Source organism: Bombilactobacillus mellis (genome assembly GCF_000967245.1).
Classification (GTDB): Bacteria; Bacillota; Bacilli; order Lactobacillales; family Lactobacillaceae; genus Bombilactobacillus; species Bombilactobacillus mellis.
The window spans coordinates 293,627-312,826 of sequence record NZ_KQ033877.1 but is presented as its reverse complement, the minus strand read 5'-3'; the positions used below and the strand labels follow the sequence as shown (position 1 = coordinate 312,826).

The following is a 19,200-nucleotide window of genomic DNA, read 5'->3' as shown; positions in this document are numbered from 1 at the left end:
AGGCGAAATTGTTTTAAATATTACTATTTGGTTCGGACTAAAGTATATTTTTTCTTGCCCTTTCTAATGATCACAAAACGGCCGGAAAACGCCGTTTGGGGATCGACTTGAAAATCAAGATCCTGCTGTCTTTGGCCATTAACATAAATAGCCCCGTTTTGAATATCTTCACGGGCCTGTCTTCGAGAAGGTTCGATCTGGGTCTTATCTACCAAAAATTCAACCAGATTAACCACTCCGCCATGATATTCTACTGCAGGAACACCATGAAATCCTTGTTCAATTTCATCGGCAGATAACTTTAATAAGTCTCCGGAGAATAAAGCCGCCGAAATTCGCTCAGCTTGTTCTACTGCTGCTGAGCCATGAACAAATTTAGTTACTTCTCGAGCTAAAGTTCTTTGAGCGGCACGCTTTTCTGGTGCCTCCTGTACTTGTTTGGCTAAGGAAGCAATTTCTTCTCGACTCAAGAATGTAAAATATTTTAAGTATTTTACTACATCACGATCATCAGTATTAAACCAAAATTGATAAAATTCATAAGGACTGGTCTTATGGGCATCTAACCAAACAGCCCCTCCTTCGGTTTTACCAAATTTTGTACCGTCGGCTTTTAATAATAAAGGAATAGTCAAACCAAAAACTGGTGTCTTAGGGCCTTCCAAGCGGTGAATCAAATCAATTCCAGCAGTAATATTGCCCCACTGATCACCACCGCCAATCTGCAACTGTACCTGATGCTGCCGATATAAAGTGAGAAAATCAATTGCTTGTAAAATCTGATAGGTAAACTCGGTAAACGAAATCCCCGCTTCTAAACGCGAAGCTACAATCTCTTTATTGAGCATCGTATTAACATTAAATAATTTGCCATAATCCCGTAAAAAGGTCAACAGATCAATCTGGGATAACCAATCGTAATTATTAACAATCTCAAAATTGTCCGTTCCAAATAAATTAATCATCTGTTTTGTTAATGCTGCTTGATTATGGTGCACCTGTTCCATGGTTTGTAAAACCCGTTCTGATTTTTTACCAGAAGGATCTCCAATAGAACCCGTACCGCCACCAATGACAATCACAGGCTTATGGCCTAAAAGTTGAAATCTTTTCAAAATCATAAAAGTTACCAAATGACCCACATGTAAAGAGTCTCCTGTGGGATCTACTCCACAATAAAGAGCAATTTTATGATTTTGGACATAATCTTTTAAACCTTGAGCGTCTGTTTGTTGATTAATTGTTCCACGCCAAGTTAATTCATCAATAATATTTTCAGTCATTTTTTCCCTCATGCTTTTGTTTATGATATAAATTTTTTTCAATAGTAAATCGCGGACGGCGTTTTACTTCATTAAATATTTTTGCAATATATTCTCCGATAACACTTATACAAATTAATTGAATGCCGCCCAGACCCCAAATGGAAATCATCAACGAAGACCAGCCGGAGACGACATCGCCCCGGATTTTTTGAATAATAGTATAAATTAAAAGAAATAGCGAAACTGCCACAATTACTAAGCCTAAGCCCATAATTAATTTAATTGGAGCTACTGAAAAAGAAGTAATTCCGTCAAGAGCCAAATGCAGCATCTTAAAAAGCGGATATTTAGATACTCCGGCTGCCCGCGGTTGGCGCCGGTAATAAACTTTTGCGGAAGGAAAACCCACCAAAGGGACTAATCCGCGTAAAAACAGATTTCTTTCGGGATAATCTAGTAATACTTGTGCCGCTCGCTGACTCAAAAGCCGAAAATCGGCCGAATCAGGAACTAATTTAACTCCCAAAAAATTCATGAATTTATAAAAGCATTCTGCCGTGGTCCGTTTAAAACGGCTGTCACTGTCGCGATTATTACGAACCCCGTATACTACTTCCGCACCCGCATAATACTGCTGCACCATTTGAGCTATAACCTGGGGATCATCTTGTAAATCCGAATCAATGGTCACAATAAAGTCAGCATCACTCACAGTGCTTAAACCAGCTAACAAAGCATTTTGATGGCCAAAATTGCGACTTAATTTTATTCCCGCAACGTTAGCATTAGTTTGGCTAAATTGACTAATTAAAGACCAAGTTTGATCCTGACTGCCATCATCCACAAACACTATCTGACTATCAGCACTAATTTGTTGTTGTGACTGCAGCTGCTGCAAAACTTTTTGTAAAACCGACAGCGACTGGGGCAAAACCTCCTGTTCATTATAACAAGGAACTACAATGGCTAACTTACCTGGGACCAATTCGTTTCACCTCCATCTTGTAATGTAGGCACCAGTTTTAAATGTTGCGGACTATATAACTGAGTTAGCCCTACAGCTGCAATAATTACCAATACAGGTTCAAACTCCAAACGATATCGTCCCTGAACTTCAATAATAACTTGAGCAGCCGCGTAAGCAAATAAAATCAGCAATAATAAATTGAACGAATTGGGATATTTATGCCCTGCCAAAGTGAAAGCCCCCATTAACACCAGCAAAATTTCGCTCACGGTAATGGCATAGGACCAAAGATTGGCCTGCCGTACTTGTTGAGGAGAATGATTGTGGTCAAACAAAGAAAAGCTTAAGGTATTGGAAGGATTAGACCACACTGTGAAGAATTTTTGCAAAAATAACGACGCCCATAAATGATGCTTATTCAAATAACGAATATGCCGTTGGGTCACTTGTTTTTCTTGTTTTAGCATTACTGCGCGGGAGTCTTTTAAATTAAATTCTTTAACTAAAGGCCGAGAATAACTGCCTCGAGACGGATAATTGAGCCCGATCACAAATTTCCATTCCGAATCCCGGTTCTTTAAACCAAATTCATTCAGCCCAGACTGTTTAATCAAACTACCACTGGCAGCAATAACTAAAAAATAAACGAGGATCAAACTGAGTACAGAAACTAAGTTTTGCTGCCAAGATTCTGAACGGGCCAGAATTCGATAAACAACGCAAAAAACAATTATTCCCACCAAAAAAGCAATTCCCAAGGGCCGAACAATATTGCCTAAAGCTAAAGTCACTCCGGCAGCCAGCCACGAAGTCCAATTATCATTCAACAGCAAAATCCAAGTCAACAAGAAAAAAACCAACGCTAAATATTGATTAGTAAGTCGACCATTTAAAGCCAGCCATTCCCAATTAATACCAAGAAGAAACAAACTAATTCGACTAATAGCTGCGTGATGAAACAGACGCTGGGCCAATTCATAAGTTAAAACTAAAGCTACCAGCTGCCACAAAACATTCAGAAACTGCAATACTCGTAAATGAGCTCCAAACACTTTAATAACAGCCATTACATAAGTTAAAAAGCCCGTCTGATAAGCCCACTTAGCAAAATAGTTATTATCATGATAATAAATCGGACCTCCTAAAACAGCCTGACGACCATATTTCCAAAAAGTATAATAATCACTAGTCTGTTTTACAGGAGTATTGTAAACCCAGCTTAAAAATAAAATTCCAAATATCACCAATAAAACTCCGACTACCAGCCGATTAATAACGGTTCGATCCGGAATTTTAAACAGCAAATAACAACTGGCACAGATCAGTCCTAAAGTCAGCATAAACACTGCCAGTGTCCGTTTAGGAGTAGACCACGCCCCGCTAAAAATAAGCTGTTTAGCACAGATTAGTGCTCCGAGAGTCATTAAAAGTGCAAAAATCAGCAGACAAATCCGTAAAATTAAAGTAAAACCGTTATTTAATTTTGATTTCATCAACTTAACCTAACTGACCTTGTTAATATAATCATGTAGGCGGTCCAAAGCACCTTCAATCGCCGTCATGCTAGCAGCATAACTGAAACGGACATAACCTGCTCCGCCAACGCCAAAAAAGCTTCCTGGCAAAAGTGCCAGCTTTTCTTGAGCCAATAATTCCTGAGCTAATTGGCGATCATCCTGATTTAATTGCGGCGCTATTTGGGCAAACATATAAAATGCCCCTTGCGGCTTGGTTACCTTAAATCCTAATTGAGTTAATCCTTGCAATAAAACATCACGTCGTTTTTGATAATCGGCTTTCATAGGTAAAGTGTCATCTAATCCATGGGCCAAAGCCTCTTGAGCAGCATACTGCGACGGAGCAGAAATCGAAGTCGTAACTAATTCATGCACATGTAATATATGCTGCATAATCTTTTGCGGACCACAAATATAACCAACACGCCAGCCAGTCATTGCATGGGATTTTGAGAGTCCATTTAACAAAATTGTTTGTTGCGGTAATAATTGAGCCATACTTACATGTTTTGTTGTATAGGATAATTCACTATAAATTTCATCACTAATCACAAAAATATCATATTGCTGCAAAATATCCACTAACGGCTGCAGTTGTTCTCTAGTGTAAGTTACTCCAGTCGGATTATTCGGATAATTCAAAATAATCGCCTTAGCTTGAGGGTGAGCGGCTAAAGTTTGTTGTAGAACTTGTGGATCCAAACGAAAATCCGTCTTAGAAGTATCAATAATTACAGGCACACCCTGATTCAAACGGATGTCCGGTTCATAGATAGTGAAACAAGGACTCGGCAATAATACTTCATCACCGGGTTCTAAAATCGACTTTAAAGTTGTAAATACCCCTTCGGTCACGCCAATAGTTGTTACAATTTCTGATTCAGGTTGATAATGCAGCTGATACTTGCTTGCCAAAAAATCAGCAATCACTTGCGTCAATTCCGGCTTACCTTCAGGGATGGTATATCGTAAAGGTTGTGAATCAATCGCTTGTTCAGCTGCCTGCTTAATATGATCAGGAGTACTAAAATTCGGTTCACCGACGGTCATATTAATGACTCCAGGAATTTTATTAGCTTTCGCATTAAATAGGAAAATATCTTGCGGTTGCAGTTGTAAAGCACTTTTACTGAGGCGTTGCTCTAAATTAGCCATTATTAAATCCTCCTTTTAGCTTTGTGGAAAAACTAATTAGTTCTCATTTATTTTATTCTAACATAGCGAGTTTTTTAAAACTGTAAACTTTTCTCTTAATGAGATGAGGTCGGTGTTTTTGCCTTTAAAAACAGCCGATGTTTCAATTTAGAAAAAACATGCAGATCTGCCCAGCCAATAATTGAACCTTGGAAAAATAATGCAAAAAAAGTGCCAATATTTACAGCCAGTAGGCGATGAGTTTTGAACAAGCAGATAATAATAATGGCTACTGGAATTAAATAGCTGAGACACTGGGCCCAAGCAGCACTGCCATGAACAAATTTAAAGCGGATTAAATAACTAAACTCATCATTAGGATGAAGCATAACATCTAAGCGCTGGTAGATAGAAGTAGCAATTGAAATGCCACAAATACTCAAAATATTCAGTAGCAACCGGATTATAATATTAAAATGCGGAATCGTCAGTATTACTAAAATATGTGTCCAAAATTGCACTAAATAGCTGAATAAAAAGGCAAATAACAAATTCGCCGACACTGCCCGTACATCCAAGTGTTGACGAATTAATAAATTCACTAATTGCACAATAATCGCATAGACAAATAAGATAGTACCTAAACTACCGGGTAAAATGCTATGCAGGTTGACCGCAGAGGAAGTCCAGACAGCACTGCCTAAATTAGAAGCCACAGCCAGACCGTTAGCAAAAGAATTTAGAATAATTGATAATATTAAATAAAAGAGCAGTTCCGGAACTGTTAAGCGCCGTTTTTGGCCATTTTCTACAATCATCTAATTATAACCGCATCCGTTTCAAAATAGTTTTCTCTAAAGCTAAATAAATTAAAGGTACTATGATAAAAGTGGCTCCAGAATTAATGGCTGCCGCCGGTAAACTGAGAAAAGCATTAATCACAGCTACTGACAAATGAGTGCCGACCATTAAACTTTCAATTACTCCTGCCAGCCACGAAGTCACTAATTTAATCAATCCTGCTGCTAAAGAAACCAGATACAGTTTGCCAACTTGATTATTCTGATAATGAACCGCACGAAAAACCAGCGCTGTCACAGCCGCTAAAATCACTGCTTCCAGCATCGTAATCCAAGAAGTAGCAGCATAACCGTTTAAAATATCAAATAATCCCAATCCTAAAACAGCAGCACAAGCACCATATTTAAATCCCAAAATCATCACCGCAATAACTGCAAAAGTATTGCCAAAATGTATAAAGGGACGACCGACAACTGCAGGCAAGTTTATACGAAACAGACTAATTCCGATAAAAATAATGGCCGCACATAAACCTGCAAGAATGATTTTTTGAAGTTTTACTTTATGCATGATTACCATCCTTTAACTCTAATAACGCGGGAATAATTGCTGCTACTTGAATATCACGTGCACTTAAAGGCGTTTGTTTGACCGCCAAGGTTGTTAAACGTGTCGCCTGTTGAACTGCAGCCGCAAAAGAAAAATCTGCAGCCAAAAACAGGACTACTAAAGTTGTGAATAAATCGCCACTGCCAAATAAAGTCCGCTGCTGCTGCGGATATAAGCTGGTTTGGACCACGCCTTGATTTAAAAAGGCACAGCCAATTTTTTTATCCTGCTGAATGCTGGTAATAATTACCTGTGAACCTCGCATTTGTGCAGCTAAACGGTGTAAAGCCCGGCTCAAAGAGTCATAATCAATAATAGGAAAGCCAACTAAGAATTGAGCTTCACTGATATTAGGAGTTAAAACATCAACGTAAGGCAATAATCGGCTGATCGCATGAACATAATTAACATCTAAACCTTGATATAATTGCCCCTGATCAGCCATGGCCGGATCTAAAATCACTGGGCAAGCAGCGGTGGCTAAATAACGCTGCCACACTTCAACCACAGCTGGGGAGCCTAAATATCCTAAATAAATACGGGACCAAGCCTGCTGGTGCCAATAATCTAAAACTCTTTGCAGCCAAGCAGTTAAATCTTGCTGGGGCGTTTGGGCAGCCCACCCCGGATGGGCTGCCAATAGTTTTACCGGCAAGCTGACAGCAGGAAGTCCCCAAACCTGAAATAAAGTTGTGGCAGTCTTTAACGAAATATCACCCCAAACGGACCAATCTTGTGCTAACAATGTTCTTTTTTTAGTTGACACTATTTATTAGCTCGCTTAATATAGCTGCCATCTTGAGTATTAATCTCTAATTTATCACCGACATTCACAAAATCGGGAACGGTCACAACCAAACCTGTATTTAAAGTAGCGGGCTTGCCTGAACCTGAAACAGTTGCCCCTTTGATGGCAGGCTGGGTTTCTGTAACTTCTAAGGTAACACTTGTAGGCAAACTGATACCCACTACTTCTTCACCATAAAAATCAATCTTCACGGCCATATTTTCTTCCAAATATGGTGTCTCAGCACTAATTAAGTCTAGGGGAACCTCGTATTGCTCATAAGTTTCTAAATCCATAAAAACGGCTGTTTGGTCCTGTGAATATAAGTACTGCGCTGCTTTAGTCTCAATAATTGCTGGTTCTAACTTGACATCTGGATGCATAGTAGTTTCGGTAATAGCTCCACTGCGAAGATCCTTTAATTTTAAACGCATCACTGTATTACCTTTACCAGGTTTATGATGATCAGCACTCATCACTTTAATTAATTTATTATTCTGTATAAAGGTCATACCCGCCCGTAAATCAACTGCTGAAATCATGTTAATTCTCCTTTGTCTCCATATATAATAATAATTGTAGCAGAAATTACAAGATAATTTTTAAAAAACTGGTAATTATCTTCCCAGAAACGTCAATCAATTTAGTTATCCCGTTTTTCTGAAATAAAATTATATCCAATAAAATTATTAGTAGTCCTTATTCCAAAAAAACAGCCAATTATTGGGTATGAAAGGCACAATTGTGATTTCAATTAAGATACATATCCAGATTATGGCTGTTTTAAATTTAATTTACAGAATTAGTTAAATTGTAATCGATCTCCAAATTATATGATTTATTTTCGACATTTTTATAATTCAAATTTTGCAAATCCAGTTGAATGCCGTCATCGTTGGTTGACCAACTATATTTATCTTGCTTTTGAGTAAAATTACCTGCTGGAATTAAATAAGGGCCTGATCCTGTATATTCAGTCTTATCATCACTAAAGTGCAATTGAGCGCCCTTCAAGTCCTTGGCAATCAAAGTTAACTGTACATTCCAACTTTTCTTCAATCCAGTCCGAAAAGCTCGGCTATCTTGGATTTTAATAGTTTGTGAGCTGTTTCCACTACTTTTTATGGAATTAGTGAAAAATTCGGGTAACCTAATAACTTTATAATTTAAAGAAGCAGGTACTTGTGTAAACATTAAATTACCCGTAGGTTGCCAAACATAAGTTGTTGGCCCCTTAGGTGCGTTAGTATCACTATATAAATTCTCTAAGTCCTTGGCTGGATAAACTTTGCCGGTTGGATAATGGTCTTCTTCATTCTCACTACTTTTGGCCTGCCAATTTTTTGTATAATTTTCATTGTTTGGTGATGGTAAAGCCGCATTACTTTTTTGGGGAGTTGAAGTTTGTAATCTATTTTTGTTTGATAAAGTTAGTTTTTGTAAACTATTATCACCACTAAACATATTAGTGACCCAAGTAGCATTACTCATATCTAAGCCACTTAAATCTAATTTCTCTAATTTTGAATCCTCTGCATCCTCTGGATCCTCTGCGAATAAATAACTGAAATCTAATGTCTTCTGATTATTTAACTTACTATTTAGGAGCGGATTGGGATGTAAATAATTTAATCCTTGGACACTGGTTAATTTTGACATACCTGAAAACATGTACTTTAAAGATCCCTCAACTTGGACATTATCTCCAAGTGAAGAGTCACTGTTACCTATTATTTTAATGGATTTAACATCATCCCTCTGACTATTCCAAGGCCAAGTCTTTGCCTTTACCTTATCAAAATCATTATTGGGTACTACATTAATATCATGTGGATAAATAGTCAGTAAACCACTATCCTTATCAAACGTCCACCATGTTTTATCCCAAACATAAGTCTCCTTAATGGGGTTGAATGAACTAGAGTTATTTGTATATTTATCAATTAGTGCTTGCTTTGATAAAACAGCTCCAGTGCCCACAGCTTGCCAATTCTTAGAATGTACATCGCCATACTTATATGGTGGCGCTGATACTGTAGCTTCGCATAAACCAGGATCACCCTTAAATTGGGTATTCTTACCCAAACTTAATTCAGATAGATTATTATTATTAGCAAACATATCCGTTGTGTCAGTTACATTACTCATATCAAAACTTTGAAGATCTAATGATTTAAGTACATAATCCCAACGAAACATGTAGGACATGTTAGTAACCTTACTAGTAACAAATTTGTCTAAACCTATGATATCAGTTAAACTAGTACAGCCATCAAACATATGAGAAATATCGGTAACACTTTGTGTGACAAATTTATCTGGCAGGTCTAATTCTTTTAATGTATGACAGCCAGTAAATAAACTATTCATCGAAGTAACACTACTAGTATCAAATTTGTCTAACCCTTGGATTGCACTTAATATCTCACAGCCATCAAACATATAAGAAATATCGGTAACACTTTGTGTGACAAATTTATCTGGCAGATCTAATTCTTTTAATGATTTGCATTTATAAAATAAATATGACATAGAAGTAACACTACTAGTATTAAATTTGTCTAACCCTTGGATTGCACTTAAATTAGTACAGCCATCAAACATATGAGAAATATCGGTAACACTTTGTGTGACAAATTTATCTGGCAGGTCTAATTTAGTTAATGCATTACAGCCATCAAATAGATGTGCCACAGAAGTAATATTAGATGTTTGTAAATTACTCAGACCTTTTATTGTTGTTAGCTTGCTTAGTCCGGAAAACATATATGCTAAAGATCCCTGAGCTTTAACGACACCATCTCCATCAATATCAACCTCTGTGATTTCACTTGCATAACTGCTCCAAGGCCAATCACTTGCCTTAGTAGGCTTCCGATGAATAGTATGTTTATGGATTTTTAGAACCCCATTAGTAACCTCCCACCAAGGTGAATCAGGATCAGTCCACACATAAGTTTCATTAGGAGCAGTAGTATAATTATCTGAGCTATATAGATCCAATAATTTCTCTGTTGTAAAAACATCGCCCGTCGGATCATCTTCAGTTCCTGTTGAACCAACTTCCTGCCAGCTACCTGACCTTAACATAGGCTTTTCATTATCCAATGAATTTTTAATCAGTAATTTATTTTTGTTTGATAAAGTTAGTTTGTTTAGCATATTATCACCACTAAATATCCCACTAACCCAAGTAGCATTACTCATATCTAATCCACTTAAATCTAATTTCTTTAAGCTTGAATCATATTCGAATAAATAACTGAAATCTAATGACTGCTTGGATACTGGCTGTAAATTATCTAGGCCTTCGATACTGGTTAATTTTGGCATACTTGAAAACATATGCTTTAAAGACCCCTCAACTTTTACACCAGCTCCATTCCCAGTTGAAGGAGCACTTTTTAATATTTTAATGGATGTAACATTCTTCCTCTGACTATCCCAAGGCCAAGAAGACTCATCTACGGACCCTGTTGGTGTAATCGTTGGTGTAATCGTATGCGGATAAATAGTCAGTAAACCACTATCCTTATCAAACGTCCACCATGGTAAATTATAGTCATGATTGCCCAATATCCCATACCTATCAGTTGCGGTAATTTTAAATTTGGAATAATCATCCTTTTCATCTTGAGTATTCGGCATTTTAATATCATCGGGTAATTTAGCTGTAAAATTAACTCCACTATCGGAACTAGTAGAATCAGTCTTGTAAACACGATTTTGATGCTGACTATCAGAAGGATTATTCAAATTTAATGAGGCCGACTTAGAGACACCACTACTATTCGTATAATTGATTGTTAAATCCCAATAAAGTGAATCCTGACCATGAACTAAATTATCCTTAATTGTTCCTGTAATAGTTTTATTATCTAAATCAATACCAGTATTAGAATCAACACTAATATCAGGACGTTCTGATGGATAAGCAATATAAGCATAAGCCGTATTTGAATCATACGTTGTTTTATCTTTATCAGAGGGTGACTTTGCATATGTGATCTCAGCTGTATTAGGAATTTCTCCCGTACATGAAGAATCAGAATTATTAATATTGTCTTTTGTCACAAGCCTGCCCTCTGAATCTTTCGCAAAGCTCCCGGAAATAACAAAGGTATACACATGCCCGTAAAAATCAGCATTATTTAAGGCATCTGCCGTAGCTTCAATTATTAATGTATTTTTTTGTTTTGTTTGTGTATTTATACCTGGATTATAGATCGCTGAAAAATCCGATGTGCGGTTATTACCTTGCTCATCGGTAACCTTAATATTGTTAATAACATTAACCTCGGTAGTAGCATCTGGAGCTAATGTCCAAGTATCATTTAGCGGATCCATAATTTGATAACTGGTTAAATAGCCAGCAGATTTTTGAGGCAAATTTTGCTGCAAATAGTAAAGAGGTTTTATTTTAAAAGGATCTTCCTGTTTGGTAGTATCAGCAATTTTGATATCTGGTGCTGCTATTTGTTTCTGCTGTAAAGTTTCTTGAAACTTTCTTTGAGTTATACTCTTTTTCAAATCAGGAATCTGCCAAAATTTAGCCTTTGGTCCTATCTGGAAAGCAGATTTAGCTTTCAAAGCAGTTTGCTTACCCGCCTGTTTTATATCATTGGGTCTTTCATCAATACCTTTTTTATTGATAGGCGGAATGGCAACATCTACTATTGATCCCATTGTGAATCCCGTATCAAATTGTTTATATTTATTAGTACTAGTACTAGTACCCGTAAAAGAATAATTTAGCGAAGACACCGAGTTAAAAACCGCCGTAAACATTATGCATTTGCTAGTATTCTTCACATTATCATTTGGTATGCCATCACTAATAATAATATTATTTCCGTCTTTAGAATATACCAGATGAGTAACATCACCACCAGTAGAACTAGTTGCAGGTGCACAATAAATCTGACTGATATTTTTAATCCCAGTAGTAGTATTAGGGTCATTAGTAGTCCTCAATGGCAGCATTAAATTTTTTAAATTATTAATATTGCTAAAGCTTAAATGTCCAGAAACCTTTGCCGGTTGGTCCTTATTGGTGGTTTGGTCCTTATTGGTGAAATTTATTTGAACCTGTGCATTCATATCCTTGGCAGAAAATGAAGAAGAGTTTTTTAAAGAACTAAGTCTTACATGCCCAATTTCGTAAATTTCTATCCAGTCAGTAACGTTAGTTGCTGTCACTGTAACCGTTGCATCAATCGCATTCCCATTATTATCTAAACCAACATTAGTATATTTCATTACAACTGTCATTGTTTTTGGGGAGTTAGCAGATGGTGTAAATTTATAATGGTGTTCCTGAGGCTTCGATATAGTAGTATCTTCCTGACAATTACTCGTACTTACTACACTAACTTTTGTTTGTGAACTAATTGTTGGCGAAAAAGCGTGGTCAGCGTCAATAATTACATTAGGATCAGAATTAACCCCAGTCATCTCGGTCAAAGGTGTATCCGCTTTAACGAAACCAACAAAAATAACTAAGAGCCCTAGTAACTCTATTAGAATTAAAAATCCTGTCAGGAATGTATTTCTTAAATTAAAACGACTTTGCATAATTATTACCCCACCCCAAATTTAAAAGCTAAGAAAAACGTAATATTATAATGACTTTTTTAATAATTTCACTTTGTTACTTGCTAGCTTCAGAAAAGATGTGCGTAACTTTAATACGACAAAAACCAACCTGGGATTAATTCTAGGTGAAATTAACCGCAACGTTGGTACTCTCTTTTGAATAGCAAAATTCTTTGGATTCTTTGCCCTCGTGACTATCAATAATCCTCCCCAGTCACTAGGTCAAGTATCCTCAAGCAAAAGGAAATAATCATTTCTTGTTGAGATTATGTAATCAGTTGCTCCCATTTTGTGAGCTTCATAAATGGAAGCTTTTCAATCTCTCAATTATTCCTCAGTGAAAATCCCTACTTCAAATAACATGAAAGAAAAATCTATTATCCCTCAATACATGCCGGAAGATAGTTTGACGATTTTCCGACAGCCTATAGCCTTTTCAAGGACATTATTCAGTTTTTCAGCCACTCTCAACATCTTTATCTTAGAACAAAAAGGGATTAGTTGCAATATGCCTTGGAGCTATCTTTGCCCCAGCAAAACTCATTTGTCATTAATTATTAATATTGCTCTTAACTATAAAAAAAGCATCGATGAAGTGATCATCGATGCAAACGTATTTTCTTAATCTAATTTAGTTTTGTTAATGACTTGAAGCTGCTGATCCAAATCATAAACTACGGGTTGACCTGTAGCCATTTCCAAGTTCATAATATCATCATCTGAAATATTTTCGATATATTTCGTCAAAGCCCGCAAAGAATTACCATGAGCTGCAATAATAACATTTTTACCCGCAATTAGATCGGGAGCAATGTGGTCTTCCCAAAAAGGAATAACTCTTTCCAAAGTTACTTTCAGATTTTCTCCACCCGGAATTGCCCGTGGATCTAACTGACTATAACGCCGATCTTGAGCTGCAGAACCTGCATCTGTAGCTTTCAATAATGGTGGTAAAGTATCATAAGAACGCCGCCAAATGTGCACTTGCTCGGCGCCGTATTTTTCAGCAGTTTCAGCTTTGTTTAATCCCTGCAAAGCCCCATAATGCCGTTCATTCAAACGCCAAGTTTTCATTTCGGGAATCCATAATTGTCCGCATTCTTCCAAAGCATAATGCAAAGTCTTAATTGCCCGTGTTAATACTGAAGTATAAGCTTGATCAAATTGAATACCCGCTTCTTTTAATAATTTACCGGCATTTTGAGCTTGCTTTACACCTTCCGCACTTAGATCCACGTCAATCCAGCCGGTAAATTGATTCGATAAATTCCACTCACTTTGTCCATGACGGATAAATACCAGTTTTGCCATTAATATACCCCTTTTCCATATACTATCATCCTCATTATTATATGTTTTCAGAAAATGTGTGTCAATGCACATTCTCAATTATCATTGGCGAACCAAGGGCGCTTTAATATTCCTCAAATCCAGCCACTAAAAAAGATGAGATTGCCATCTCATCTGAAATTACTCCTTGTATTTAATTAGCGGTATTAGTGCTTTCTATCGGCGCCGCATTATCATTTTTATTAGAGTTAGTAATTAAAGAAACATTCACTTTGCCTTGGCTGGCTTGACTGACTTCTTGCTGGGCATCTTCACTATTAACCAAGATACCATCACTTAATAATTGAGTATTATCTAAAATATTAGCTAGTTGTGTCTGTTCATTCGCATAATTGTCCACAAACGGCAAGACCTTAAAATGACCATTACTTTGTTCTAATAAAGCCTGATGAATTGGCGAACTTAAAGGCACAATAATTGTTGAATTATCATCTAAGATTTTTTCCGCTAACCACCAAACAATAAAGTCCTGCTCAGTATCAAAGCTCTTCACTAAAATATTGGACCGATTCATCACTTGAATATACGGCTCACCATTCATTTTACTTTTAACAATGGCCAACGAATTATCTAGACGATAATAAAATTCATCCATAATTTCTTCCGGATTACGGGGATTAAAGACCTTCGTCAAACGATTAATCCCCTGTTCATCCAGATAATCAGAACTAATAACTTCATTACCATGGTAATGATCAATATTAGCCGGACGCCCTTCAATATCCTTAGTAATCTGCATTACTAAGTCATTACCTAAGTAAACACGGTCAATATTGTTTTCATCATCATTTTCTACATGTGCTTGCGGGCTAATTTCAATGCCGGTATTCGGGCCTTGAATTGGTTTCGTTCCTTGTAGACCCTCAGTCTGAAAATAATCATAAATGTTCACCAAATTAGATTCTGGATTCACAATGCCATCATCCAAATAAGACTGCCATCTGCCATACAGATTTTCGTCGTAATCTAAAGTTATTACTGATGGTAAAACATTATGGTCATCTAAGTAATAAGCTAAATCAGCCATCTGTTCCCGTTTTTGATTTTCCGGATCTAAAAGACCGGGTTGGACAATAAAATACTTCCGGTCATGGCTAAAAAAAACATCACCTGAAATCATATCGGTTCCAAACCAATACCTTAAGGTATCATTAATCCGCTGAATCTTCTGTACTTCTAATTCAATGGCTCCTCGATCCAAGTGCACAGACTGCTTACTTTGGATTAAGTGGCTATAAAATGTCCGACTGCTGAGCAGCTGTACTTTTAACTGACTTTTTAATTCCTTTTGGTGGGACTCTAATTCTTTTAATTGTTTTTCAGTGTATTCCCAATTTTCTAAAGAACCGTGCGGATGGCTGACTGCCGCTGGCGATTGGGTACTTAAAGGCCGTTGCTGCATCGGCTGACCAGCCGGATTATTCGCTGGTGCGTCTGTCCTTGGTGCTTGCTGTGGGGCTGGAGAACCGGTTGGTGCAGCTGGCTGTGCGGCAGAATTTCTCTCCGGCATAGATCTTAGCGGCTGAGTATTAGCAGTTGAATTATTGACTGGATAATCAGGTACATCTTGAAAATATTGATTACCTGCTGGTTGATTATTCGGTGGAAAATTATTTGCTGCTTGACTCGGCTGTTGTTGATTGTTAGACTGTTGATTTGGTTCTGATTTTGGCTGTTGCTTTTTCCCATGTTTAAATAATGCCATAACGCTACCTCACTCCTCAAAGTCCTACCCTTATAATAACACTTATCCTAGAATACCAAAATAAATAATTTCACTTATTTAAAGTTTGTACTCCTAAAACATCTAAAAAGAAGGTAAAAATCGGAATTCCGACCACTAACCCCCAAGTTCCCAAAAGTTGTTCGGAAACTAACAAAACCACAAAAGTCACAAAAATCGGCAAATGAGTCCGACTTGACATTAATTTGGGATTTAATACATAAGTTTCTAAAGCATGAATAGCCAAAATGGCTATCCAGACATAGACCATTGTTTGCAAGCCACCCACAGTATAGCCGATAATCGATAACGGAATTAAAGAAATAATCACTCCTGCCACCGGAATCATAGATAAGAAAAAGACCATAATCGCTAAACTGGGAACACTGGGAAATTTTAAAATTGTTAAAGCGATCGCCGTTAAAAGTGTATTAATAACTGCAATAATGACTTGCGCTTCTAAAACAACTCCAAAAGTATTCACAAATTTACGGGCAAAAAAATGAATATCCTGAAATAACCAATTTAATTTGCTTTTTTCAAAGGAGCGGCCAAAGTCATTCATCCAATCCACTTCGAAACTATAAAAATAGCTTAAGAGAAAAGAAATGACAATCGTAAAACCAATTGCTCCCAAATTAGTGACATAGCGCCACACTTCCGTTAAACCGGTTTTAATCTGCTCATCCAACTTGAAGTTTTTCACGCTTTCAACCAATAAGGCAATCAGCGGATCGTTTTGACTCTTATTACTGTCGTAAAAATCAAACACCTTTTTGATTAAACCCACTGTCGAGTCAATGATATTAGGAATATAATGGGTTGCTAACAAATAGATTAAGCCGATAATGATTACATAAACCGGTGTAATAATCCAAAATGGACTCAGCGACCAATGTCTTTGGATTAAGCGAATAAAATTGACCGATAAAAAGGTAAATATAAAAGTCAATAAGACAGTACTCATCATCGCTCTTAGGAGCCAAATCATTAAAATGCAAGCCAATAAAACACAGATCCGGCGTAAAGGAACATTTTTAATAAAAGCTTGATAAATTTTCATTACTGCCTCCGTGAGTCTTACTTTTAAATTACATCATAACAAAAAAATTCACAGCTGCAAGTTGTTCAACCCGCCAATTTGCAAAAGCCCTTGAAAGCCACAACTCATTACTTATTCCAGGTAATTTTGGCGGCTGGTAATTGTAGCGGAAAATCATGAAAAGGCGCCCAAGATACTGTTTGGGAGTCCGCATCAGGCTGTTCCAACAAATATAACTTATTATTTAAGACCCCAAAAATTAAAAATTCTCCTGCAGGCGTACTGACAGTATGGGCATCTTTTTTCTCTTGTAAAATGGCTGGTTCAATCAAAGTCAAATACTGCATCAAAGGCTGTTTTTGTCCTTTGCGATCCACTCCGGCATAACTGGCTGCTGGCTGATTAATACTAAACTTGCCGCTCATATTCACCCCAATACCGGCTACGCGGCTTTGATTTTTGGCAGCTACGGCCCCGACATACTGCCGTAAATCCGCATTCGAAGCCACCGGCTGGGATTGTAAGTCACGATAATGTTGATAAATCTGTTGATACTGTTGCGTTAGTTGTGGCTTGGTCTGCTCAGTCAAATGTAGATGAATGGTGGGTTCAGTCCCTTCATCAGCACCGGGGAAATTTTGCAAATCTTGGGTATACAGCAATAAATCTTTTTGGCCCCATTCCAAACGCCAGCGGCTTTGATCGATATTATTACCATATTTAGCAGTATTGGTGGCTAAATTAATGGCCTTAATCGCAGGATTGTCCAGATTTTGGCCCTGCGTAAAATATTTCACCGTTAATAAATTTAACGGCCGCAGATATAATTTACCGTAAAGACTAAATAAGTAACCGGATGAAGTTTGTTGCTGCATAATTAAAGGATTATCGACTTTTGGATTAGCTTTGCTTTGTGCCGCATGAATATATAAAGTGTTCGTAAATACGCCATCGGCTCCTATTTCTAAATGCCCGTAAACCCGACTGTTGCCCTGTAAAGCCCGATAATTATAATTGCCGGCAACCGAACGCCCAGCTAATTGGACTGTTTTCTCAGCTTTTGCTTTGGCCGGATTGACCACATGCTTCATTAAACTGGGACCTAATTTATCACTGCTGGCCACTTTAATGGCCGAATGAGCAGGACGTTTCTTTTGATAAGCGCGCGCTTTTTTATGATTAATATGAGTAATACGACCTAATTTCCAAGTTTCGCCTTGATAAATTACCAAATATCCCTTCAGAGTGTAACCATGCAGGGTTTGTTGATAACTTTTTTTCAGAGCTAAAACCATCCGTGGTGGGGTAGTGTTAATTGTAATTTCTTTTCCATCCCGATTAAGACGATAATGGGGATTTCCAAAGTCAGCATTCAAAATATTGGAGCCGGAATGATGATTAAACCAAGAAATTTTTTTCACGCTCACAGTTTCATTGTTATAAAAATTTAATCGCAGCAAATTACCCGGGCCAACAGCCTGATTTTGGTAGAGATACCAGCTGGTATCAGTATTAGTGACTTTCTGGTTTAAAGGTTGCTCGGGTTGACAGCCAGCCAAGCTGAATCCAATAATAAGTAAAACTAAATATCCCCATAAATGTTTTAATTTCATTTTGACCTCACAGCAAAATTATAGCATTACTTGAAAACAAAATCTCAAGAAGAATTATTCCCTTTTCTTAAAAAAAGCAAAAGAGCCTGATCTTAAGCTGGATCAGACTCGTTGAAAACTATTATTCAAATTATTTTTGTAATAATGGCCGCAGCTTTTGGCGCACTTGGGCGCGGATTTTGCGAAGATAACGCGGACTGACGTGCAAAGCGGCTGCTAAGGTTTTGAGATTTTGGCCTCTGATTAAATGTTGCCACAAAACCTGTTGTTCCAGCACGGTTAATTGTCCTACCACTTGCTGTACTTCTGTTTGCCAGAATAAAGGTTCTGCAACCTGTGGAGCGGTGAGAATAAGGTCGGTGACATCGACATGATTTTGCCGATATCTTTCCCGACGCAATAAATCTTGTGTGCGCCAAACTATTCTTTGAAAAATATACGGCTGAAATTCGGCCACTGATAAGCGGCTGTGACTCCAAACTTGCGCATAAGTCAAATAAGCTTCTTGGATCAAATCTGCATATAAGTTGTTACTGCGGTAAACTCCAGCCCGTTTCACAGCTCCATAAATAACTGCTACGTTAGTTATTGCCAATTGAAAACCTGTGGCCAGATCATGTTGTACTATCATTGTGAAATATCCCTTCTGCTATATTCCACAAGCGCTTGCGGTAATTGTAGGATAGCAAGTTTTTATTAGAATTTTTACTTGCAGTAAGTTATTAAAAAATAGCAATAACTACACTTCTCAGAAAAAATTGCGGCCCCAAAGTTAATTTAAAGATAGTAATAGCGGG

15 protein-coding genes are annotated in these 19,200 nt (G+C 37.3%); 1 reads left to right on the top strand and 14 read right to left on the bottom strand.

Annotated elements, in window-relative coordinates; translation table 11 throughout:
- Window positions 1–23 precede the first annotated feature (23 nt).
- The 9 genes from tyrS to JG29_RS01320 all read right to left on the bottom strand — a co-directional run bounded on the left by tyrS (window position 24) and on the right by JG29_RS01320 (window position 12,654).
- A complete protein-coding gene (gene tyrS / locus JG29_RS01360) occupies window positions 24–1,283 on the bottom strand; it encodes a tyrosine--tRNA ligase (protein ID WP_045922170.1) in 1,260 nt (419 codons plus the stop codon).
- Window positions 1,276–2,250, bottom strand: a complete 975-nt coding sequence (locus JG29_RS01355) for a glycosyltransferase family 2 protein (RefSeq protein ID WP_045922169.1) — start codon at window positions 2,248–2,250, stop codon at window positions 1,276–1,278. Before JG29_RS01355 ends, tyrS begins: the two co-directional genes overlap by 8 nt.
- On the bottom strand, window positions 2,232–3,725 hold the full coding sequence (locus JG29_RS01350) for a glycosyltransferase family protein (RefSeq protein ID WP_052696265.1): 1,494 nt from the start codon (window positions 3,723–3,725) through the stop codon (window positions 2,232–2,234). Before JG29_RS01350 ends, JG29_RS01355 begins: the two co-directional genes overlap by 19 nt.
- Window positions 3,726–3,734: 9 nt before the next feature.
- Window positions 3,735–4,904: an aminotransferase class I/II-fold pyridoxal phosphate-dependent enzyme gene (locus JG29_RS01345; protein WP_045922168.1), complete on the bottom strand. Its 1,170-nt coding sequence runs from the start codon at window positions 4,902–4,904 to the stop codon at window positions 3,735–3,737.
- 95 nt (window positions 4,905–4,999) lie between these two features.
- Entirely contained in the window at window positions 5,000–5,701 is a 702-nt protein-coding gene (locus tag JG29_RS01340; RefSeq protein ID WP_045922167.1) for a DUF6198 family protein, read from the bottom strand.
- A gap of 4 nt (window positions 5,702–5,705) precedes the next feature.
- Window positions 5,706–6,254 carry an ECF transporter S component gene (locus JG29_RS01335; protein ID WP_156961601.1) on the bottom strand — a complete coding sequence of 183 codons (549 nt, stop codon included), beginning with the start codon at window positions 6,252–6,254 and terminating at the stop codon, window positions 5,706–5,708.
- On the bottom strand, window positions 6,247–7,059 hold the full coding sequence (locus tag JG29_RS01330; protein WP_045922165.1) for a PfkB family carbohydrate kinase: 813 nt from the start codon (window positions 7,057–7,059) through the stop codon (window positions 6,247–6,249). Before JG29_RS01330 ends, JG29_RS01335 begins: the two co-directional genes overlap by 8 nt.
- The gene (gene efp, locus JG29_RS01325) at window positions 7,059–7,622 is read right to left on the bottom strand and encodes an elongation factor P (RefSeq protein WP_045922164.1); all 564 of its coding nucleotides are present in this window, start codon (window positions 7,620–7,622) and stop codon (window positions 7,059–7,061) included. The genes JG29_RS01330 and efp overlap by 1 nt, the downstream gene beginning before the upstream one ends.
- A 247-nt stretch (window positions 7,623–7,869) precedes the next feature.
- Window positions 7,870–12,654 carry a BspA family leucine-rich repeat surface protein gene (locus JG29_RS01320; protein ID WP_045922163.1) on the bottom strand — a complete coding sequence of 1,595 codons (4,785 nt, stop codon included), beginning with the start codon at window positions 12,652–12,654 and terminating at the stop codon, window positions 7,870–7,872.
- Between the two features lie 325 nt (window positions 12,655–12,979).
- Between JG29_RS01320 and JG29_RS01315 the strand changes: the two genes are divergently transcribed.
- Window positions 12,980–13,300, top strand: a complete 321-nt coding sequence (locus tag JG29_RS01315) for a hypothetical protein (RefSeq protein ID WP_045922162.1) — start codon at window positions 12,980–12,982, stop codon at window positions 13,298–13,300.
- Here the strand turns inward: JG29_RS01315 and JG29_RS01310 are convergent.
- The 5 genes from JG29_RS01310 to JG29_RS01290 form a co-directional block, all read right to left on the bottom strand.
- Window positions 13,297–13,986, bottom strand: a complete 690-nt coding sequence (locus JG29_RS01310; protein ID WP_045922161.1) for a 2,3-diphosphoglycerate-dependent phosphoglycerate mutase — start codon at window positions 13,984–13,986, stop codon at window positions 13,297–13,299. The two genes, JG29_RS01315 and JG29_RS01310, sit on opposite strands and share 4 nt — an antisense overlap.
- Window positions 13,987–14,158: 172 nt before the next feature.
- Window positions 14,159–15,730 carry a hypothetical protein gene (locus tag JG29_RS01305; protein ID WP_045922160.1) on the bottom strand — a complete coding sequence of 524 codons (1,572 nt, stop codon included), beginning with the start codon at window positions 15,728–15,730 and terminating at the stop codon, window positions 14,159–14,161.
- A 70-nt stretch (window positions 15,731–15,800) separates the two neighbouring features.
- Complete coding sequence (locus JG29_RS01300) at window positions 15,801–16,811, bottom strand: AI-2E family transporter (RefSeq protein ID WP_045922159.1); 1,011 nt, start codon at window positions 16,809–16,811, stop codon at window positions 15,801–15,803.
- Window positions 16,812–16,918: 107 nt separating this feature from the next.
- Window positions 16,919–18,403: a hypothetical protein gene (locus JG29_RS01295; protein WP_045922158.1), complete on the bottom strand. Its 1,485-nt coding sequence runs from the start codon at window positions 18,401–18,403 to the stop codon at window positions 16,919–16,921.
- A gap of 130 nt (window positions 18,404–18,533) precedes the next feature.
- Window positions 18,534–19,034, bottom strand: coding sequence for a sigma-70 family RNA polymerase sigma factor (locus JG29_RS01290; protein WP_045922157.1), 501 nt, complete (start codon window positions 19,032–19,034; stop codon window positions 18,534–18,536).
- Between the last annotated feature and the right edge of the window lie 166 nt (window positions 19,035–19,200).